This window comes from Aeribacillus sp. FSL M8-0235, from assembly GCF_038000355.1.
Taxonomy (GTDB): Bacteria; Bacillota; Bacilli; order Bacillales; family Aeribacillaceae; genus Aeribacillus; species Aeribacillus composti.
Genome location: NZ_JBBOBW010000001.1, coordinates 437,534 through 457,919 on the forward strand (window position 1 = coordinate 437,534; position 20,386 = coordinate 457,919).

At 43.6% G+C, this 20,386-nt stretch carries 19 protein-coding genes and 2 pseudogenes; 4 read left to right on the forward strand and 17 right to left on the reverse strand.

All coding sequences use genetic code 11. The annotated features are described in order from the left end of the window. Nucleotides 1–68: 68 nt before the first annotated feature. The 5 genes from NSQ71_RS02285 to NSQ71_RS02305 form a co-directional block, all read right to left on the reverse strand. Nucleotides 69–359: a hypothetical protein gene (locus NSQ71_RS02285; protein WP_340732649.1), complete on the reverse strand. Its 291-nt coding sequence runs from the start codon at nucleotides 357–359 to the stop codon at nucleotides 69–71. A gap of 25 nt (nucleotides 360–384) precedes the next feature. After that, a complete protein-coding gene (locus NSQ71_RS02290) occupies nucleotides 385–1,389 on the reverse strand; it encodes a transposase (RefSeq protein ID WP_152642860.1) in 1,005 nt (334 codons plus the stop codon). Nucleotides 1,390–2,158: 769 nt separating this feature from the next. Further along, nucleotides 2,159–3,463: a (Fe-S)-binding protein gene (locus NSQ71_RS02295; protein ID WP_066248135.1), complete on the reverse strand. Its 1,305-nt coding sequence runs from the start codon at nucleotides 3,461–3,463 to the stop codon at nucleotides 2,159–2,161. A 1-nt stretch (nucleotide 3,464) separates the two neighbouring features. Next, on the reverse strand, nucleotides 3,465–4,874 hold the full coding sequence (locus tag NSQ71_RS02300; RefSeq protein ID WP_340732657.1) for an FAD-binding oxidoreductase: 1,410 nt from the start codon (nucleotides 4,872–4,874) through the stop codon (nucleotides 3,465–3,467). Nucleotides 4,875–4,898: 24 nt separating this feature from the next. After that, complete coding sequence (locus NSQ71_RS02305) at nucleotides 4,899–5,606, reverse strand: FadR/GntR family transcriptional regulator (RefSeq protein WP_063387623.1); 708 nt, start codon at nucleotides 5,604–5,606, stop codon at nucleotides 4,899–4,901. A gap of 458 nt (nucleotides 5,607–6,064) precedes the next feature. Here NSQ71_RS02305 and NSQ71_RS02310 point away from each other — a divergent pair, with 458 nt between their 5' ends. The 4 genes and pseudogenes from NSQ71_RS02310 to NSQ71_RS02325 all read left to right on the forward strand — a co-directional run. After that, nucleotides 6,065–6,793 carry an MFS transporter gene (locus NSQ71_RS02310; RefSeq protein WP_339198543.1) on the forward strand — a complete coding sequence of 243 codons (729 nt, stop codon included), beginning with the start codon at nucleotides 6,065–6,067 and terminating at the stop codon, nucleotides 6,791–6,793. Between the two features lie 20 nt (nucleotides 6,794–6,813). Continuing rightward, nucleotides 6,814–7,386, forward strand: coding sequence for an MFS transporter (locus NSQ71_RS02315; RefSeq protein WP_339198546.1), 573 nt, complete (start codon nucleotides 6,814–6,816; stop codon nucleotides 7,384–7,386). Between the two features lie 164 nt (nucleotides 7,387–7,550). Next, nucleotides 7,551–7,709 (forward strand): annotated as a pseudogene (locus NSQ71_RS02320) (IS5/IS1182 family transposase); the annotation flags it as partial. An 11-nt stretch (nucleotides 7,710–7,720) separates the two neighbouring features. Then, a pseudogene (locus NSQ71_RS02325) lies at nucleotides 7,721–7,885 on the forward strand (aldehyde dehydrogenase family protein); the annotation flags it as partial. A gap of 368 nt (nucleotides 7,886–8,253) precedes the next feature. Here the strand turns inward: NSQ71_RS02325 and hypF are convergent. From hypF to NSQ71_RS02385, 12 genes are all read right to left on the reverse strand, one after another. Further along, nucleotides 8,254–10,515, reverse strand: a complete 2,262-nt coding sequence (gene hypF, locus NSQ71_RS02330; protein WP_339198549.1) for a carbamoyltransferase HypF — start codon at nucleotides 10,513–10,515, stop codon at nucleotides 8,254–8,256. A 262-nt stretch (nucleotides 10,516–10,777) separates the two neighbouring features. Further along, entirely contained in the window at nucleotides 10,778–11,035 is a 258-nt protein-coding gene (locus NSQ71_RS02335) for a Uxx-star family glutaredoxin-like (seleno)protein (protein WP_242513756.1), read from the reverse strand. Nucleotides 11,036–11,084: 49 nt separating this feature from the next. After that, complete coding sequence (gene hypE, locus NSQ71_RS02340) at nucleotides 11,085–12,119, reverse strand: hydrogenase expression/formation protein HypE (protein WP_340732664.1); 1,035 nt, start codon at nucleotides 12,117–12,119, stop codon at nucleotides 11,085–11,087. A gap of 169 nt (nucleotides 12,120–12,288) precedes the next feature. After that, the gene (gene hypD, locus NSQ71_RS02345; protein ID WP_242513757.1) at nucleotides 12,289–13,410 is read right to left on the reverse strand and encodes a hydrogenase formation protein HypD; all 1,122 of its coding nucleotides are present in this window, start codon (nucleotides 13,408–13,410) and stop codon (nucleotides 12,289–12,291) included. 131 nt (nucleotides 13,411–13,541) lie between these two features. Beyond that, complete coding sequence (locus NSQ71_RS02350; RefSeq protein WP_063387617.1) at nucleotides 13,542–13,823, reverse strand: HypC/HybG/HupF family hydrogenase formation chaperone; 282 nt, start codon at nucleotides 13,821–13,823, stop codon at nucleotides 13,542–13,544. 119 nt (nucleotides 13,824–13,942) lie between these two features. Beyond that, nucleotides 13,943–15,043, reverse strand: a complete 1,101-nt coding sequence (locus NSQ71_RS02355) for an NHL repeat-containing protein (protein ID WP_340732668.1) — start codon at nucleotides 15,041–15,043, stop codon at nucleotides 13,943–13,945. Then, nucleotides 15,025–15,876 (reverse strand): NifU family protein, encoded by an 852-nt coding sequence (locus tag NSQ71_RS02360; RefSeq protein ID WP_339198553.1) that lies wholly within the window; start codon nucleotides 15,874–15,876, stop codon nucleotides 15,025–15,027. Before NSQ71_RS02360 ends, NSQ71_RS02355 begins: the two co-directional genes overlap by 19 nt. A gap of 2 nt (nucleotides 15,877–15,878) precedes the next feature. After that, a complete protein-coding gene (locus NSQ71_RS02365; protein WP_340732671.1) occupies nucleotides 15,879–16,214 on the reverse strand; it encodes a hypothetical protein in 336 nt (111 codons plus the stop codon). A 68-nt stretch (nucleotides 16,215–16,282) separates the two neighbouring features. Next, a complete protein-coding gene (locus tag NSQ71_RS02370) occupies nucleotides 16,283–17,506 on the reverse strand; it encodes a tetratricopeptide repeat protein (protein ID WP_340732673.1) in 1,224 nt (407 codons plus the stop codon). A gap of 212 nt (nucleotides 17,507–17,718) precedes the next feature. Further along, a complete protein-coding gene (locus NSQ71_RS02375) occupies nucleotides 17,719–18,021 on the reverse strand; it encodes a hypothetical protein (protein WP_063387613.1) in 303 nt (100 codons plus the stop codon). Further along, nucleotides 18,011–18,481, reverse strand: coding sequence for a hydrogenase maturation protease (locus NSQ71_RS02380; protein WP_339198560.1), 471 nt, complete (start codon nucleotides 18,479–18,481; stop codon nucleotides 18,011–18,013). The genes NSQ71_RS02375 and NSQ71_RS02380 overlap by 11 nt, the downstream gene beginning before the upstream one ends. A gap of 150 nt (nucleotides 18,482–18,631) precedes the next feature. Beyond that, entirely contained in the window at nucleotides 18,632–20,266 is a 1,635-nt protein-coding gene (locus tag NSQ71_RS02385; protein WP_066248150.1) for a nickel-dependent hydrogenase large subunit, read from the reverse strand. Between the last annotated feature and the right edge of the window lie 120 nt (nucleotides 20,267–20,386).

A 20,386-nucleotide genomic window follows, 5' to 3' on the forward strand; every position in this document is an offset into this window, starting at 1 on the left:
GTTTTCACCGTGTCGGATAATATATCGATTCCAAGTCCGACTACCAGTGATTCTTCGGTGTTTTTGCTTTATTCTTCTAAAAAGAGTTCTAAATCATTATTCGTTCTCGGTATAAGTGGATAATCATAAAAGGTGAAAAGTCCTTTCCAAAATCCTTTACTATACTTTAATAGGTTCTCTACAAACGGTTGATCTTCTTTCCGATTGAGCTCTTTTTCCATTTGGTTTAAATATTGCTTCAATCTGTTTTCGACCCAAAAACTTGTTTTATTCTCAGAAGGTTCCATAATGGTGGCAATCCTTTTAAATCGTGTATCCCAACGTTTTACGAGTTGATAATCTTCCTTATAGTTATCCACATTTCTGACTATTCTGAACAACTTTTCAAGTAGAGGAGTCCCCTTTTTTATCCAGGCATTTTTCAATCGAATCTTTAATCGCATTCGTTCGTTCAAAAACACAAGTGCCTGGTAATTCGAATGGTGGCTTACCATCTTCTAGAAGAACGGATCGAATAGCCGCAATATAGTCACTTGCTACCTCTTCTTCTATGTTTTTAGATGGAGAATTTTCAATTTTTCTTTCAACTTCCCTTATTCCCCTTAGCTTCTTTTTGATATTCGTTTTTAGTTTTCTATCTTTTTCAACTAATGGTTTGGCTATGTCTTTAAAGTAATGAAACTGACAATATTGATACGGAATATCTGGAGCTATTTGTTCAATTGCTAAACGAATGGATTGTTGCCCATCACTGATAAAACCTTGGATTGGATAACCCCAGTCTAAAATGGGTTGAATAATACCTATCAGTTCTTGAGAAGCACTGCTTTTTAAATTATGTGCAGCTAAAATAGTACCACTAAGAACTTCACGGATGACATACAATGTTTCGTTACCTTTTTCGGGTTGGACACCATCAATAGATAAGACAAGTCCTCCATGTTCTTTCACAATATTTTCTAATGTCTCTTTCATATTTTCTTTAACGCTTGCCCGCAGTAATAACGCATATCTTTCATAAAGTTTCTGTACTTGCCTCTCAGAAATTTTCACTTCTTTTTCCGATAATATAGTAGCTATCTCAGATCGAGTCTTATGTTCTTTAAACCGTAAATATCCGATATATGCGATGACATCCATTCCATAAGTAATGTGCTTCATACTTAATTGTTCGGCTTCAGCTGAACGATATACGGTGTCATTAGAACAGGAGTTATTCTCACATCGGTATCCTAGATTTATGATTTTAAATTCACCTTTTAGGGTAGAAATTGTTTTTCTCCAAACAGGGTGACAGTATACTAATTTATTACCACATTCTGGACAATTAGTTATCTCGGGTCTAAAGTATTTTGATTCGATTGGATTTAATCTATTTTTGGTACGCATAAATAATCACCAACTTAAATAAAATTCAGGTCTATTATAACCTAAATTTAATGTTGGTGTTATTTATTCCGTCTAAGTTTTTTTTTTTTTTTTTTTTTTTTTTTTTTTTTTTTTTTTTTTTTTTTTTTGATCTTTTTTAAATATTTCGAGAAATAAAAATTGGTCCGGTTTAGTTTGTTACCAAACTAGGGATTCTTTGGCTGAGAATGGCAATATCAAGGTGTTTATGACTTCGAATTAATCGTACTTGGCTGTTCTCGGATATGCGGAATTTACAAACCTATATGAATAAACAGAAACATTAATAAAACGTCATATAAAGCTTCATTTTCTTATTTTTACAGACAGATTCTCAATGGAAATACGAAAAACGTTGCTCTGAAACATCGTCCAATTCAATGTAACTGGACACATTTTGGAGATTTTCAGCGTGAAGAAAATCCGATTGTATTAGCGGATCGAATTCTTTTCCGGCTGACTTGATTACATCGGCTAACAATCAAAAGGGTTATTTGAACTTGAGGCTGGCTATAATCTTTCCTTTCCATCCGTGTGTCGGAGCAGGCAAAATAGATGATCGATGGAAATTATCGAAAAAAGAATGAAGGTGGAAGAAGTTGATTAAAAAGGAATTAAATGATAAGTGAAAACTTTTAAAAAACGCACCTGAAAAAAAGATGGAAGTTTTCCTTTCAGGTGCGGAATGTCATTTTTAATGCTTCCATCAAATGTACAATAAACACGTATCCATCATAAGTGTAAGCAAAATTTATGAAATTCCGGCAGCTTCGGCCAAATATTCGACTAGATGCAATGCCCGCACAGAATCAGACAGTTTTTCGCGTTCGATACCAAGCTTCATCTGTATGAGACATCCTGGGTTGGTCGTAATCACGACTGATGCTCCGGTCGCTTTCGTATGCTTCATTTTCTCATCAAGGATGTCCATTGAGGCATCATAGTTAATAATATTATAGATTCCTGCTGAACCGCAGCACATGTTTGCTTGCTCCATCTCAACAAAATTAATTCCTGAAATACTTTTTAGAAGGTTTAAAGGCTCCTCAGTCACTTTTTGAACATTGGTCATATGACACGAAGGCTGATATGTGACTCGTTCTTCCGGATTTGACCGAAGATTAGGCAGTCCGCCGCAAGCGACTAGCACTTGGCTGATATCTCTTGATTTTGCAGTGAACGCAGCCGCTCTATCAGCCCATTCTGGATCATCTGCGAGCAGGTGGTCATATTCATGCAGCATAGCTCCGCATCCTCCGGCATTATTCACAATAAAATCAACGTTCTCTTGTTCAAATGCGGCGATGTTTTGTTTTGCGAGACGCTTGGCTTCCTCTATTTCACCAGAGTGCGCATGCAGTGCGCCGCAGCATGTCTGATTAGGGATGACAATGACATCACAACCCGCTTCTGCAAGCAGCTGTACAGACAACCGGTTGATGCGATGGAACATAGCATCCATGATACATCCGGTGAAAAATGCAACTGTATATTTTTTTTCACCTTTTGCTTTCGCTTTGGAAGGAGCTTGTTTACGCTCTGCTGGTGAAACTGCCTGAGACATTGTCGCTTCGAATTCACCTAAATGATAAGGCAGCTTTTTCATAATACCAGTTTTGCGCATCGCTTTTTGCAATCCGCTTTTCTCATAAAGCCAAAACGTATTGCCGATCACATTCATGGCTGTTTTACTAGGGAATACGTTCTGAAACATTGTCTTTCTCAGCAGACGAACAGGAGCTTTAAATTTCTTGCGTTTCACAAGTGCAGCCCTTGCTGATTCAAGGATGGAACCATATTCCACTCCAGTCGGACAAGCCGTTTCACAAGCCCGGCATCCAAGGCATAAATCCAACGGCTCTTCAAGCACTGATAGATCCGTGATTTTTCCTTCGCCAACCATTTTGACTAAATTAATACGTCCGCGCGGTGAATGTGTTTCTATTCGCGTAGTTACATATGTCGGGCAGACGGGCAGACAATAACCGCACTGTACACAGCTGTTCGTTTTATTATATTGAAATTCTTCCCTTAGTTCTTCAAGAGATTCTTTCATGTTAACTCAACTCCAATTTCTGCCCCTTTTCGGGGAAAATTTTTCCTGGATTCATGATGTTATTTGGATCCCAAACTTTTTTAATCCGCTTCATCATATCCAGACCGACTGGTCCTAATTCCATTTCCATAAAAGGAGCCTTCATAGTTCCGATGCCGTGTTCGCCTGAAAGCGTTCCGCCAAGTTCAACTGCTGCTGTGAAAATTTCAGCGACAGCTTGTTCTACGCGGCGCATTTCTTCTTTGTCGTTTTTGTCGCAAATAATGTTTGGATGCAGGTTGCCATCACCTGCGTGACCGAATACGACGAGGTGAATATTATATTTATCTCGAATTTCCTGCAATCTTGCGCACATTTGAGGTATTTTGCTTCGTGGTACGGTGGTATCTTCTGAAATTTTGGTCGGTTTTATACGTACGATAGCCGGAGATACCAGCTTTCGAGCTTTCCAGATCTCCGCTTTTTCCGCTTCATTTTTTGGAATGCGAACAGCTCTTGCTCCGACAAGATAACATAGTTCCGCTGCTTGTTTGATCTCATCCTTTAAAGCTAAAGGATGGCCGTCGAGCTCAATGAGAATAATCGCTTCTGCATCTACAGGCAGGCCTAAAGGCTCGTAATTTTCGACCGCCACAATCGAAGCTTGATCCATTAACTCCATTTTGGCAGGCAAAATACCTGACGATAAAATTTTTGAAATGGCGCTTCCCGCATCAACAAGGCTGTCAAATACCGCCATAATGGTTTCGGAAGCGGGCGGCTTTGGAAGAAGGCGCAAAATTGCTTTTGTAATGATGCCTAAGGTTCCTTCTGATCCGACAATGAGTTTTGTTAAATCATAACCGGTTACATTTTTTACAGTGCGTCCGCCAGTATGAATGATTTCACCCTCAGGAGTGATAACCTCCAAACCAATCACATAATCTTTCGTTACTCCGTATTTTAATCCTCTTGGACCTCCAGAGTTCTCAGCTAAATTTCCGCCAATAGTAGACACATGTGAACTGCTTGGATCTGGAGGATACATTAATCCTTTTTTCTCGGCTGCTTTGTGAATATCCGCTGTTAATACTCCCGGGGATACAACGGCGATTAAGTCTTCTTCATGAATTTCAAGTACATCATCTAATACCGATAAATCCAATACCATACCGCCTTTGACAGGCAGCGGGCCGCCGCTTAATGATGTGGCCTGACCGCGAGGATAAACTGGGATCTTCTCGCGATTGGCAAGCTTCACAAGGGATGCTAATTCTTCCACGCTCTTTGTTTGAATGACCACATCCGGCAGAAATGTTCCGAAAGAGCCGTCAAATGAATAGCTGAAACGGTCGCTCTCATCAATGAGTACTTTACCGGCTTTAACTATTGATTTAATCTCTTCAATATGACTCGGTGTAACTACCTTCATATGAATCTCTCACTTTCCAATTTTCTATATCGTATAATCTCTTAAAAGCAGACTTAATTTTTTCTCAGCATTTTTTAAATGGATGAGACATTGGATTTTGGCGAGGTCCGGTTCTTCTGCTTCGATTGCTTGTAAAATATTGTAATGTTCTTGATATACAGCTTTTCGTTTTTGTTTTAACTCCACGTTAGGTCGCAACGTAATCTTTAATGTTTTTTCATAAAGAGAGGATAGATTTTCAAGTGTTTGAATTAAAACTGGATTATGTGTAGCCAAAATAATCGAACGATGGAATTCGATATCGGCCTCTGTTGAAATGTCTCCTTCTTCTAAAGATTCATTTTCCATTGTTTTTAAAATTCGTTTCATTTGCTCTAGCTGTTCAGGTGTACGTCGGAGTGCTGCTAAATATGCTGCTTCCGGCTCCAAAATTTTTCTCATTTCAAATAAATATTTAATGCTGTCCACATCATCGCTCTCAATTCGAATACGCTGTAATAATGATGAATTTGTTGATTCTTCTACATAACTCCCGCCGCCTTGACGCGAGGAAATGACACCTGCTGCACGCAGCATACTTAAAGCCTCGCGAATAGGTACTCTACTTACACCGAATTGAGCAGCCAACTCCATTTCTGTCGGCAGCTTAGAGCCTGGTGGAAATTTTCCGATTTCAATTTGTTTCAATAATTCACGAGATATCATTTGCGAAACTTTTTCTTTTTTGGCCATGACTCCCTCTCCTTTCGTAGTTCTAAAATAGGAATGGACGAAAATTGTATAACAAATTTATTAATTTATATAACAAATTTATAATAATTTTTCAGTAATTTTTTTGAATTTTTAATTTACAACACACTATTTTATGATTATAATAATCAAAAAAAATAAAAAACACAAGATATACAGTGAAATTTGTATTACTAATTTGTATTACAAATAACAAATTATTAGAACATGTTATTTACATTAGGATCCAACACAAGATGGGGAACCTTTATATTAGCCTGAAAATGTAAACACTTACATTTTTATAAGATTTTTGGCCTTCAGCCTGTGAAATTTAAGATGTGTTGATTCCTAATTGTAAATAAAGCGAAGTAATTTCGTTTCAATAATTTTCGGAACATTTACTTCATTCAATCTATACAGTTTTTTCTATATTCATTTTAAATTTAGGGGGAGTGGGTATGATGAATGACGCAGTGTCTTTGGAAAAGCAAACAGTGCGAAAAGTAACAAGGAGGATTATTCCATTTGTATTTTTCCTTTATATTATTTCGTATTTGGACCGGGCTAACATTGGTTATGCCGCTTTGGAGATGAATGATGCCCTTGGTTTGACCAGCCAGGTTTTCGGTCTGGCAACTGGTATATTCTTTATCGGCTATTTTCTTTTTGAAGTACCAAGTAATATTTTGATGGAGAAGTTTGGCGCCCGTGTCTGGATTGCGCGAATCCTCATTACATGGGGAATTATATCGATGGCGACTGGGTTTGTACAGGAAGCAAGTCATCTTTACATTATTAGATTTTTGCTCGGTGTTGCAGAAGCTGGCTTTTTCCCGGGAATTGTTTTGTACTTAACATATTGGTTTCGGGCAAAAGATCACGCAAAAACCATTGCCATGTTAATGAGTGCGATTCCTGTATCATATATTATCGGTGCTCCACTTTCGACATGGATTATGGACAACATTCATTGGTTCAATGTTGAAGGCTGGCGCTGGATGTTTTTAATTGAAGGTGCTCCGGCTGTGATTTTTGGGATCGTGACCCTATTTTATTTAGCGGATAAACCAGAGGATGCAAAATGGCTCACCGAAGAAGAAAAGAATTGGCTAATTGCTGAATTGGAAAAGGAAAGAGTAAAAGAAGCAGATGGCAAAAAGGTTCTGCAAAGCATAGCGGACATATAGAAGCTCTTCGTGATGCAAAAGTGTGGTACTTTGCCATTATTTATTTTGTTTATATTGCCGGTACTCTTGGTGTCAGTTACTGGATGCCGCAAATTATTGATGGAATGTCAGCGTCTTTATCTAATACACAAATTGGTCTAATTGCTACCATTCCTTATATTGTTGCTACTATTGCCATGAACTGGTGGTCAGCCCGCTCTGACCGCAAAGGAGAAAGATGGCTTCATGCTGCCTTGCCGCTCTTGGTAGGGGCAATAACATTGATAGGCGCTGGAGTAACACTCCAACCTGTATTGGGCATGTTATTCATCACTTTATCACTTACAGGCATGTATTGTTATAAAGGTCCTTTTTGGGCGCTGCCTACAACAATGCTTAATCCAGCAAAAGCAGCTGTTGGGATAGCTGTAGTAAATTCGATTGGCAATCTTGGCGGTTTTATCGGTCCATATGCAGTAGGAGCATTGAAAGATTTGACGGGAGGAACAAGTGCCGGGTTGTATTTCTTAAGCGGCTTACTTGTGTTTGCTTTCTTTATGTTACTTGTCAAACGAGAAAAACCTAGAGCTGACATCCAAAAACAAGCAGTATAAGTGATGTCTGGCACTGCTCGAAGAGGAAAAGGACAAGGGAGAAAATTCCTTATCCTCAGGCTGTCGAGAAACTTCGACAGCCATTATTTTTATTTATAATCTTTATCAGTTTACCGTGTTAATTTATTATAATATTAGTTAGGAGGATAATAACCATGTGAACTACAAATAAAGAGAGTCAAAATGAATATAAATTTGTTGTATTGAGGAACTTGTACCGGAAGATCACCTTTTACGAAAAATAGATCAATACATATATCACTGAAAAGGTTAAGGATTTGTATTGCCCGGATAACGGAAGACCTTCTATTGAGTCTGTTCTCGGTCCGTTAGAGTTTCGGAAGCATTGGAATTTGGCATCGTCGGTTTGAACGATTCGATTTCTGCTGTCGCCCAAGCGCCATTTGGAGGCGTGAAAGAGAGCGGAATAGGCCGAGAAGGGGGACACCATGGAATAGACGAATATTTAGAAGTTAAGTATATTTCGATGGGTGTTTAAACGGTTCTAATGCAAAAGGAAGACAAATAGATAAGAAGCAGATTCATCCGTTTAGGGCAGCAGCCTGGACAGCTTTCCTGCACATTTTTGGCATAGCAGACCTTGATGAATCTGCTTTTTTATTCATTTTTACAAATTGGACGGAAAAGGAATTTTCCTTATTTAAGTGCAGTCGCCGAAAGATGTCTTGTAAAAAATTTTTAATAGACGATGCGAAGAATGAAACATAAATTGATGTGGGGTCATACTTGGGCTTCCTCGAATTCGAGTCAGCGGTCTACAATACATTGAATGGAAAAATGAATGTAGAACAATTAAAACATAGCAAGTGATAGACCAATATTTACAGCTTTTGAAGCAATAACGACTCATAAATTCGAATGCGCTGCAGCTGCAAGCGCTGCCTGCCCGAGACTAATGCCGCCGTCGTTAGGCGGAACTTCTTCACCGACCCAGATATGCATATCGCTTTCAAAAAATAACTCTTTCAAATCAGCTAACAAAAGCGAATTTTGAAATACGCCGCCGGACAACACAACAGTGTCAATTTCATAGGCTGCTCCTAAAGAACGAACACTTCTAAATATGCCTTCTGCGACGCTTCGATGAAATGCGCGAGCAATCACCGCTGCATCTTTTCCTTTTAGACGGTCTTCTGCCATTTCCTTTAAAAAAGGACGGTAGTCTAGCTCTTTTCCATTCCACGGGAAAGAATATACCTTCTCTAATGGAGCTGTACGTGCTAAATGCTCCAGCCAAATGGCTGCCTGTCCTTCAAAAGAGATAGGACCGGTAAATCCTAAAAGGGCCGCTGCTGCATCAAACAAACGGCCGACGGACGTTGTTGGAAAGGTGCGCAATTGTTTCTCTACCATCTTCACTGCCGTGAAAAATCGTTCAGGAAACGAAAGCTGCTTGCCGACATTTATTGCCCATTTCGGATCATCCACAAAGAAACCAGCCAGCGCTTGAAGCGGCATGCGTGCCGCCGCATCTCCGCCAGGAAGCATGGCGTAACGAAGATGTCCGCGCCGTTTTAGACCTTCCGCAGCGCTTCCGACAAACAGCTCGCCGCCCCAGATCGCTCCATCGTCGCCAAAACCTGTTCCATCAAACGTCACTCCGATCACCCGTTTGTCCAATGCATTTCGCTCCGCCAGCACGGACGCCACATGAGCGCGGTGGTGCTGGATGCCAATATGTTGATAAGCTTCTAGATTGTGGGCAAAGGCGGTAGATTGGTAGTCGGGATGAAGATCGTACGCCACAATCGTTTCTTGCAATCGAACATCATACATCGACAAAAGATCATGGACCGTTTGCTCAAATGACATATATGCTTCGTATTTCATTAAATCTCCTAAATGTTGGCTCATGATCGCCTGTCCGTTGACCACTAATGTAATGGTATTTTTTAGGTCAGCTCCAACCGCAAGAACAGGCCGATCACTGGGCAATTGGGCAGCAGGAAGCGGCGCATACCCCCGCGCCCGCCGAAGTACAGTAGGGCCAAATGGGCTGACGCGAACGACGGAATCATCGACGCGGCGGGCAATAGGGCGCTCCCCAATAAGCCATGCGTCCGCGATGCCTTCAAGTGCCTTGATCGCTTCTTCATCATCATAGATGATCGGTTCACTGGAACGGTTAGCACTTGTCATTACAAGCACTTCTGGTGCGTCGAAATGAAACAGCAAATGATGGAGAGGGGTGTATGGAAGCATTACTCCTAAATCGGAATTATCAGGAGCTACTCCCGGCAGCAATCGGCGAGCCCGTGCCAACACGATGGGTCGGGCGGAAGATGTAAGGAGATTTTCTTCTTCCGCACATATATCGATAAACGCCCTTGCTGTCTCGAGATCTTTTACCATTAAGGCAAACGGCTTTTCCCCGCGTCGTTTCCGCCTTCTAAGCTCCCATACCGCTTCTTCGTTTTCAGCATCACACGCCAAAAGATAGCCGCCAAGCCCCTTGATCGCAACGATGCGCCCAGAACGAAGGAGCTCGGCCGTTTTTTTGATCGCTTTTTCATCACCATGTATTTCTCCATCCTGTCCCTGCACATGATAATGAGGACCGCAATCGGGGCAAGCAGTTGGCTGCGCATGAAACCGTCGATCCGCCGGATCATAATATTCCGCTGAACAAGCCGGACACATAGACCACATATGCATTGTCGTATAAGGCCGGTCATACGGCAGCCGCTCAATGACCGTATATCGTGGACCGCAATCCGTGCAATTGATGTATGGATAAAGGAATCGGCGGTTAGCTGGATCAAACAATTCTGACAAGCATTTCGGACAAACCGCAAGATCAGCAGGAATTTGCACTGTCGGCCGATTATGGAGCGTGCTGGCCAAAATTTCGAAATCAGCTGCTTCTTGTAAAGGCGCATCTTTAATTTCCAAATTGGTTATTTTAGCTGAGGAAGGGTATCGATCTGTAATGTCTTGAACAAATTGTTGAATGGCATCTGCGTCCCCTTCCACATGAATCTCCACGCCGCTTTCTCCATTGCGCACCCATCCGCTGAGCTTCCACCGCTTTGCTTTACGAAAGACAAAAGGACGAAAACCGACCCCTTGCACAACACCATATATTAGAATACGCTGCGCTATTTTCATGATGAATCACCTGCTTTCGTTATAAAACGGGAGATTTTGGAGCTTTCAAACAGATAAATAGAGCTCAGTGGACCGTCCGAACTTTGAATAAGAAAACATTGTCCGTTGAACTTAATGCGCTGGCATTTAGCTTTATTCTCGCATTCTGAACTGAAGGCGTATACATAACAGAACCTTTCATGCCGACATATTCCACTTTCCTAGAGATGTATCCGTTTATTTTGCATGTATCTTACCTAAAGAGAAGAGAGGGGGCGCCCGTTTAAGATAACGGCTTCTCCTCCTTTGCGGACGGCAATGCAACCATGCATCCGCGGCCGGAAACTCCTATTTGAATGACCTGCCCGTCTTCTACTAAGACTGGAACAGTACCTCCTCCCGTCAAAACAACAAGCTGCTTTAATGCCGCTTTGTCTTCTTCGACATCATACTCGACAAATTCTTTTCCGTCCCATAATAAACTTTCCCGCAATTCCTTCGTGTAAGGACATCCTTTCGCACCATAAAGCTCCAGCATCATTTCTCATCCTCCAAAGAGATGATTTATTATTAAGCATTTTCATGATTGATTAACAGATGCGAGGCAACGGATCGCCAATCAGCATATCGATCAAGCGTGTACCTCCATATTGAGAACGTGCTAAAACTGCTTTTTTTGGCTCTGCTTGTATTTCACCAATGCGCTTCGCATTCTCCCCGCCCGGCATGCTTCTTAGTGTTTTTAATGCGATATCGGCGTATTCAGGCGAAATGACGGCAAGAAACTGCCCTTCATTGGCAATATGAAGGGGATCCAATCCTAAAATTTCGCAGGCACCGCGCACTGCCGGGCGAACTGGAATTGCCTCTTCATCGAGTATAACAGCTACTTGAGCGTCTCTTGCCAATTCGTTTAATGCCGTAGCTACGCCGCCTCGGGTTGGATCGCGCAGCCATCTAAGCCCCGGCGCCGCCGCCTCAATAAGTGCCGATACGAACGGCCAAACCGCCCGAGTATCGGAAGTAAGATCAGCTTCTAAATCCAACTCCCCTCTAGCCAATAGAACGGTAATCCCATGATCACCAATTGCACCAGACAAAATGACATGATCACCCGGTTGAACGTTTCTGGACGAAAGAGAAACGCGCGGATCGGTAAGGCCGATACCGGCTGTCGTGATGTACAGACCGTCCGCTTTTCCGTGCTCCACTACTTTCGTATCTCCCCCGACCACAGGCACTCCGGCACGTTGAGCTGCCTTGGCGATAGCCGCCACCTCCCGTTCCAACTCCGACGTTGTCAATCCCGCTTCGATAATAAGTGTTGTCACCAAAGCCAACGGCTTTGCTCCTCCCATCGCCAAGTCGTTTATAGTCCCATTGACGGCAAGTTCGCCGATAGATCCCCCTGGGAAGACGAGTGGATTGACAACAAAGCTGTCTGCAGTAAACGCCAATCGGCTCCCATTTGCCTCAACATATGCCGCATCATTTAATTCTGCTGGCTTGTCCCCCATCATATAGGGAACCAACAGTCCTTCGATCAGTCTTCTGCTGGCTTTCCCGCCAGCGCCATGAGCCAATTCGATATAAGAATCAGTAAAATTCACTTTGGCTGTCTTCATGCTTGTTCCTTCCTTTCTTCCTGATGCAACGATTAATTAAGAAGTTCAGTGAGAGTCTCCCAAATCATATAACGTCTGAAAGTAAGCTGATGAACCCTGCCACTGCCCGAAATCGAAACGCATTGTATTTCACCTAACAGGGAAACAATCTATATAATTTCCTCTTTTTTTATTCACCCACTGCTTCTTGCAAATGAACGTAATGATAATAGGCGGCGCATGCCCCTTCTGACGACACCATAAGAGCTCCCACCGGATGTTCCGGAGTGCATTCTTTGCCAAACAGCTGACATTGATGCGGCTTCAATATACCTTTTAATACTTGTCCGCAAGGCGCCATTTGCGGATCACTCACACGAGATCCCTCGACTTGGAAACGAACTTCCGCATCCCACTTGGCGAATTCAGGCCGCAATTTGAGCGCAGACTGCTGAATAGCCCCAAGTCCCCTCCATTCAAAAAGAGAGCGGACTTCAAAAACTTCTTTCATTACATCAAGTGCAGACATATTTCCTTCGTAAGGAACGACGCGGCTATATTGATTTTCTACTTCAAACCGCCCCTCGCGCATTTGTTTTACAAGCATGAGGATCGATTGCAGTAAATCGAGCGGTTCAAAACCGGAGATAATTATCGGTTTTTGGTATTTTTTTGCGATGCTTTCATAAGGACGGGCGCCGATTACAGATGAAACATGACCAGGTCCGATAAACCCATCAATGCGCATATCCGGAGAATCCAATATTGCCTGCATTGCCGGTATAATTAGGACGTGATTGGAAAATACAGAGAAATTGGGCACATCCAATTCACGTGCGCGCATGAGCGTCAATGCTGTTGATGGGGCGGTAGTTTCAAAGCCAATCGCGAACAGCACAACTTGCCGGTCAGGATTCTTCATCGCTATGTTTAAAGCATCTAAAGGGGAGTACACCATACGTATATCAGCCCCTTTAGCTTTTAGTTCGAGAGGCGTTCCATGTTTCCCGGGAACGCGCATTACATCACCGAATGCGGTAAAAATGACGTCCTGCTGCTTGGCAATCGAAAGTCCATTGTCCATACGTCCCATTGGAAGAATACAGACAGGGCATCCCGGTCCATGGACAAGCTCAATGTTTTCAGGCAGCAGATTCTGCAATCCAAATCGAAAAATCGAAAAGGTATGTCCTCCGCAAACCTCCATAAAACGATAGTGATAATCTGGATCGACGAGACGGTGGATTTCTTCCGATATTTTGCGGATTAATTCCGGATTGCGAAACTCGTCAACATATTTCATCGTCGTCATTAAACTGCACCTCCTAAAATTAGATCAACAACGACTGCCTGCATGCATATCGTCTTTTTCGGAACGGGTTTTGATTGACCAATCATATGCCTTTTGTTGCCTTAAGTCTCCAGCGCTGTGTATTAACATGTTTAAACTTTTTCGTTATCAAATTGGTAACCTTGTACTTCCTCGATCGCTTCATCCGATTCATTTAACATGCTTAGCAAATTCAATTGTTCATTTGCTTGTTCTTCACTGATTTTGCTCATCGCAAATCCCACATGAATAAGCACCCAATCTCCAAGAAGGAGATGTTCATTTTTTAATAAGTCAATGTTAATTTTGCGGCGCACACCGCAAACATTCACCACAGCATAATGGCGGTCACCATCTAACATTTCTACAATTTGGCCTGGAATAGCTAAACACATGGATGAATCGCTCCCCCCGATTTGCAATAAATGTGAAAATTTAGATATGTTATTGTCCGTAAAGAAAACTAGAAGTTCATTCGAACACTGAAACTTTTGTTAGAGATTCTTTAGAACAATCATGTAAATTTAAGGCGCCAAATGATGACGCGGTTATTTCCTGAATCAGCAATTGCCAGACGATTTTGATGACACCAAATCCCGTACGGCCAGCAAAGTGAATCCCTTGTTACGGCTTTCCAGCGATTTTCTCCCATTCCTTCGAAATCTGCTTGGCCAATAACATACGAAGCAGGATGATACGCTCCTTTTCGCGGCGACTCAGTAAAAAGAAGGATGCGGTTGTTTGCCGTGTCAGCCACCGCTAGCAAATTGTCGTATTGTGCGATCCCGTAAGGAAACCGGAAGCGCCGGGGTCCTTGCGGTACATGGGGAAGTTCAAATGACTGAGTAAAATCTTGTTGACCGAGAACTAACTCAGCTGGGCGGTCCGTCTCTGGAGGCGGCGTATAACCAAGAATGCGGTGATTGCCCGCATCAGCAACGTATAACGTATTTCCGTCGCCGGCAAGAGCGTGAGGCCAGCGATACGTATCCGTTCCTACGCCTTTTCCCCTATTCTCACTGTTTACATAACCATTCGGTTGACCAAGAATGACATCAGGAACACGCCCATCTTCCGGTAAACCTTTCCATCCTAAAACTCGGCGATTCCCCGTATCCGCTACATAAAACCATTCATCAATGTATGCAAAATTATATGGCCAATAAAATCCAGTCGGACTAACTTTTCCTCCTCGATTCGGGGATGTCCCTGACAGATCCTCTTGTCCCAAGACATAATCGGGAGGCTGGTTATTTATTTTCGGCAATGTTTCCCAAATGAGCAGACGATGGTGCCAAGCATCTGCGACAAATAGCTTTCCTTCAATGACCGCAACGCCAGTTGGGAGATGAAACAGTTTTGGTCCTTCTGTTTCAGAATCAGGCTGACCTAACACGATGTCAGCTGGCGCATGATCATTTTCCGGCCAACTGTACCAAATGAGTACGCGATGGTTGCCGCTGTCGGCCGCTACTACAATATCATCGTCTACATATACTCCCCTTGGTGCATAAAGATGAATCCTGTTTGGATGGGCAGGGGGCAGCACAAGACCGCCTGGGGCCGATCCCCCTAACCACCGTTCGGGATATGCGGTTAACTTAATCGTATCCATATTTTTTCATCCTCTACCCGAACTGGAAAGGGTTCTAGCTGCACGTGAGGTGCCGTCATGCATTCCCCGGTGGATAAATCAAAACGGAAGCCGTGCCATGGACAAGTAATAATAGAGTTGTCCACCAGTCCTCCGTCAAGAGACATCCCCATATGAGGGCATTGATTGCGAAATGCCATTACTTTTCCTTCTGAGCGAACCAGCAAAACATCGAGCTCCTCATGCGAAAAGCGAACAGGACTCCCTTCTTCCAGTTCCGAAGCGGATGGACCTTGCACCCATCCGTTTTGTTCTAAATTTCCAGTATCATTCATAGCGTGAAATGGCATGTAGCCGGAGGTCACTTCCTCTTCGACCATGACAACATGTTCAATTTCTGGAACGCGGGCTTTAATTGCTTCCTCAATCCCATTTTTCAACGTCATAGCGGATAGCGAGCAACCGGAACAAGCTCCTTGAAGGCGGACATAAACTGTATTTCCTTCCACTTTAACTAGCTCCACGCCACCTCCGTGGGAACGCATATAAGGACGCACTTCTTCTAACGCGGCGGCGGTACGGGTAAATAAATCTTGTTTAATGATTCCGTGCATCAAAAACATCGCATAAATAGAAGGGTCTTCTGCAGCTTTCAGCAGCAATTCTTTTCCCGCCTCCGTTTCACGAAACGTGCGAACGAGCTTTCTAAGAGCATGTTCGTGAAAGGCTTCAATGGCTTTTTTCAATTCCATTGCTTTCATCCGGGCGTCTTCTGGCAGACCCTTTATTGAGTCCAGCACGCGATCCACCCGTCCAGCCAAAGCTTGAAAATCCTCTTCCTGCTGAACTTTCATGATCACTCACCTCCAAAAGCCAATGTTTGCTCTAGAGCTTCTTCGGTTTTCCGATACAATAAAGCGGCAAATGTTTGTTTGGCCATCTCCTGCAGCATTTCTTCAACCGTATTACGGTCAACAATGTTAGTAAAATCATTGACGCGATGATTGGCTAAAGCCTGCAAAATGAGGCAAGAGCCCGCTGGATTATCAAGAAGGGCATCGCGAAAGAAAGCGTCCACAAATTCGTTCAGCCAAATTCCCTCACTTTGAGGATTTGCGCGAAGCCGTTCCAGCGCTTTTTGAGCTCCTTCATTGCGCTGGATGATACGTTCACAAAAGCGGTCAACCGCCATACCCAACAAAAGATTAAAGTATTGCTGTTCGTGGGGATTTATGCTATCCTTCCTCTCTTTCGCACATTTTACTGTTCCATTTTTTCATTGGCAGCTGCTTGCTTCCGCTTAAGGGCAATTTCCGCTAATACGTCTTCGATGGCACTCGCTGCCTCATGCTCTCCATATTTACGAAACAATTGACTGGCCTCTTCCAACCGAGGTACCGCTCGGGAAAACGCACCTAGATGTGCCAACGCATTCCCTTGATTAGCTAAAACGCGGGCATATGCTATTGGATCGTCTTTAGAGCGGCGTACTTCGAGCACATCTTCATAAAGAGCTACTGCTTCCCAAAGATTATCTTCAAGATGAGAGGATTTTACATGTTGCAGCGCATTGGCTAGATTGACCGTGGCGCTTGCCCAAAGCTCCGGGTGTTTATCTTTTTTAAAAATGCGTAAAGACTCTCTTAATGACTGGATCGCTGTCGCTGTGCGCAAATAGGCGCTGCGGTCTAAAGACGGAATGGCTAAATACGCTAAAGCAAGATTCATATGAACGGTAGCATACTCTTCTGGATAAGTGACTTTCCGATATACTTTCAGTGCTTCATGATAACATCTGACTGCTTCTAGAAGAGAACCTTTCCGTCCATCGGCGCCAGTTTGATGTACTGTGCCTAATTGAAACCACAGTTCAGCCCTTGCTTCCTGAAAGGAAGACGTTTCTAAAAGAGAGAGGGCTTTCCGGTATCCTTCTACTGTCTCCTTCCCGCAATCACCAAGCATTTGTTTTGTCGCCGCATATTCCGCGTAAAGGCGAGCGGAAAAAACTGGTGACACGTTTTCTACTGTAGCGGCGGCTTCAGAAAGTAGCGAAAGCCCAGTCGGCCAATCTTTTCGTTGAAACGCGTCGTACGCTTGAGTTGCCAATAAAAACGCCCGTATTTCTCCTGACGTATCGCCAAGCGGTGGGGGAGTTTCATACAGTTTCAGGCGCCACGCCGCTGCGTCCAAAAGCAAGGAGAAATCGTCTGGGAGCATTTCTTTGGCTAAAGTGTATGTATATGTTTGTGGATCCAAAATAAAACGGTTATAAGCAGCTTCCGGTCCTTCCGGCAATAATGTTAGCACCTCGTCTTCGCTTTTTCCCTCAATCGCCGCAGCAAAAAAACGCCAGTTCTCCGGCCAACGATCAGGAAAATGTCCGCGGAGAAGAAGGGATATGAATTGATCTGCATTTGGAACAGGTGGTAGAAGAAAAAAACCTGCCGCTCCAGGAAAAACACCGATTGGCTGTGGCTGCAGCACTGTTATTCCCCCTTTTAAAAACTGTAATTGGAAAGACAACGAAACCTCTAAATAACTAAGATCGGCATGTTCTAACGTACTAACGATTATTGTGCAATTACTCACTCTCGTTTCATTTAGTATGGATATCATCTTATCGTCCTGTCGGCCAGGTCCAAAATTTTTCTTCATCATGACCATTCAAGTCAAGGGATGAAGCGGCTTATATACTTTTACTTCTCCGACATCGCACAGGAACAAAAAAGTGGCATGCGAAGCGCTCCATATCGTTCATCCCATACAGCGTCACGAATTCCCGGCTGCACACCTTCAGGCAAAATTTCTTGGACAAACATGCTTCGATCTCCACGAGAATTGCGCAGTTTTAACAGTAATCCGCCCGCTCCCAAATGACTTACCGGCATCACCCACAGTTCTTCGTCACGTATTAAAACGATGGCTGTTCCTGTAGGGAACCGCACCGTTTCTTCGGCGGGAATATGAAGATAGCCAGTTGGTGTCAGTTCAAGCTTCACTTTTTTTCCCTCCTAAGCGATGAAGCAGCTCATCCGCTAAACGATCTAAGGCATTGTCCACCGTTGGAGACAATCCAAATCCGTACGATATGTTTTCGGCTTCGATCAGGAAAACGGTCACTTTCTTCGGGAAGCGGCTTTTTAAAAGCCATCGGCCTAAGGCAATCGCATGATCCCAGCGGAAATCGTGAAGATTAACATCTTTTAGCGGAGGAGTTTCCACCTCTTCACCTGGAATTTCAAAAATCGTGCCCGGTTCATCTCCTGATTTACAGGCATCTACTAGAATCAGTTCCTCTGCATCCCCGATTTGAAAAGCTACATCCATGCCAGCAGTTCCGCCATCAGCCAAACGGACTCCCGGTGGGACCCCATGTTCCCACAATTTGCGGATCAACATGGGTCCCGCCCCATCATCACTTCGCAGCAAATTGCCACATCCAATAATCATAACGTTCATACAAAATTCCTCCTTCTGCAGGCGTACCGTTCCCATTACCATTCTTTGTCTGTTTTACTCGACTATTAGTTTTACAGTTGTATATGAAATGTCTGCTGATATGCTTGCACTGCAGAAAAACACGTCACTTAAAGTTGCATATTAGAGATATCAGCATATATTTATCACTTTATATTTGGCTAACTCTTTATGCGACTTGGCATCATAAGCATGAACGGTGCAAACAAGGCATGAATCATAGCTTTGGGCAATATGAGCCAATTCGACCGGATCTTCAGGATTCTTAATAGGTACGCCGATCATCGCTGTTTCGATAGGTCCGCGCTGACCGTGACGATCACGCGGTCCAATGTTCCATGCTGTCGGAGTGACGACTTGATAATTTTCAATTTTTCCATCTTTAATTTGAATCCAGTCAGCCAAAGCGCCGCGGGCTGCTTCCGTAGCTCCGAATCCGCGTCCTTCAGGCAATTCTTTCGGCTTGATGTAAAATTTTTCGTTTAAATCGATTTGCTTCAACCACTTCTTCATGCGCAAATAATATTTCGCGGCTTCGTGAAGGCGAGCCAACACACGCACCATCGAACTTGGCCCGATTTCTTTAATCAAGTTCAAAAAGAGAGGATCATAATCTTGCCACTCCTCAGCACCAGAGCGGCCAGCAATTACTTGGCGGGCCAACGGACCTACCTCCAGAGGAGTTTCTCCGATGCCTGGAATATCATACCGCGGTGCTTTAGCAAACGTATATTTTCCTTCTTTTTGCCCTTCGATTGGATCCACCGGATCGGTTACTCCTTCAAATGGGTGGTAAGAACCGCTGCCGCGATAGAAAGAATGGGTATGATCCTCGCGTATCCGTGCTTGATCAAAATCATGGAAATTTTCCCCATCAAATATTCCCGAACGGGAAACCAGCGCTGCGTTGCGTCCTTCAATCGTCGGATAGCGGTATTGCTGCGGGTTAAAAAAGCTTCCAGTGGCTAAATAGCGGCCCGGCCCCGCTCCGTATTTGTCCAATCCGATTTCCATGCTATAGCGAATGAATAAGCCAAGATCAGAATTGCGATGCTCCGGCTTCTCATCCAGCCATGCAAGAACATCGTCCCAAGTCTTGTTTTCCAGCCAGCGTTCAGCGGAACAGCCAAGAAGAACTTTCTCCAGCCAGTTTTCCCGATAATATTCCAAAATCGAGATAGAGCGAGTAATATCGGACAATGTCGGCGAGCTGACAACGCCTCCCGGAACCATGAAGCTGGAATGCGGCCATTGTCCGCCAAAGATCGCGTAAATTTCCACCGGCTTAGCTGAAACAGTGACGCCAATCTCATAATGCTCTCCCTCAAAAGGAGCCCAACGGCGAACCACTTCATCGTACAGCTTAGAAGAAGCGTAATGTCGATGAGTTAAACCAATTGCGAACAAAGCATAAAACCAACGCGGAATGCTTTGAATCGTTTCCGCCGCTTGAGCAATATTGCGGATGAGCGTAGCATTCGGCGGTACTTCCGTCCCCCAAGCCGTATCGAGCGCATAAACTGCTTTCGTTAGATGGCTGCCGCCGCAAATGCCGCAGATCCGAGGAGTAACAATCAAACCGGCCTGCGGATCTTTTCCTTTTAAAATCATCTCGAAACCGCGGAACATCGTTGCTTCCGTCCAAGCATCTACAACAACGCCATCATCAATGGCTACTTTTACATCCAAATCTCCTTCTACACGACCGAGGGAATGTACTTTAATTTCCAGTTTGTTTGTTTTTACAATAGCCTCTTGCTTTTTCATGTTCTTTAGGCACCTCGTTTCTAAAATGGTTTCCATTAAAAGATATCCGAATCGCAGTAAATGGAAATCGCCGATTTCAAACATACAAAATAACTTTCTTCATGCCTTTGTGTAGACGAG

Excerpts from the sequence above, each read along its gene's own strand:
- NSQ71_RS02355 (WP_340732668.1), bottom strand. The coding sequence starts at position 15,043 with ATGGATACGATTAAGTTAACCGCATATCCCGAACGGTGGTTAGGGGGA.
- NSQ71_RS02350 (WP_063387617.1), bottom strand. The coding sequence starts at position 13,823 with ATGTGTTTAGCTATTCCAGGCCAAATTGTAGAAATGTTAGATGGTGAC.
- NSQ71_RS02305 (WP_063387623.1), bottom strand. The coding sequence starts at position 5,606 with ATGGCCAAAAAAGAAAAAGTTTCGCAAATGATATCTCGTGAATTATTG.
- NSQ71_RS02385 (WP_066248150.1), bottom strand. The coding sequence starts at position 20,266 with ATGAAAAAGCAAGAGGCTATTGTAAAAACAAACAAACTGGAAATTAAA.
- NSQ71_RS02380 (WP_339198560.1), bottom strand. The coding sequence starts at position 18,481 with ATGAACGTTATGATTATTGGATGTGGCAATTTGCTGCGAAGTGATGAT.
- NSQ71_RS02365 (WP_340732671.1), bottom strand. The coding sequence starts at position 16,214 with ATGGCGGTTGACCGCTTTTGTGAACGTATCATCCAGCGCAATGAAGGA.
- NSQ71_RS02335 (WP_242513756.1), bottom strand. The coding sequence starts at position 11,035 with ATGATGCTGGAGCTTTATGGTGCGAAAGGATGTCCTTACACGAAGGAA.
- NSQ71_RS02290 (WP_152642860.1), bottom strand. The coding sequence starts at position 1,389 with ATGCGTACCAAAAATAGATTAAATCCAATCGAATCAAAATACTTTAGA.
- NSQ71_RS02300 (WP_340732657.1), bottom strand. The coding sequence starts at position 4,874 with ATGAAGGTAGTTACACCGAGTCATATTGAAGAGATTAAATCAATAGTT.
- hypF (WP_339198549.1), bottom strand. The coding sequence starts at position 10,515 with ATGAAAATAGCGCAGCGTATTCTAATATATGGTGTTGTGCAAGGGGTC.
- NSQ71_RS02310 (WP_339198543.1), top strand. The coding sequence starts at position 6,065 with ATGATGAATGACGCAGTGTCTTTGGAAAAGCAAACAGTGCGAAAAGTA.
- hypD (WP_242513757.1), bottom strand. The coding sequence starts at position 13,410 with ATGACGACGATGAAATATGTTGACGAGTTTCGCAATCCGGAATTAATC.
- hypE (WP_340732664.1), bottom strand. The coding sequence starts at position 12,119 with ATGAAGACAGCCAAAGTGAATTTTACTGATTCTTATATCGAATTGGCT.
- NSQ71_RS02295 (WP_066248135.1), bottom strand. The coding sequence starts at position 3,463 with ATGAAAGAATCTCTTGAAGAACTAAGGGAAGAATTTCAATATAATAAA.
- NSQ71_RS02360 (WP_339198553.1), bottom strand. The coding sequence starts at position 15,876 with ATGAAAGTTCAGCAGGAAGAGGATTTTCAAGCTTTGGCTGGACGGGTG.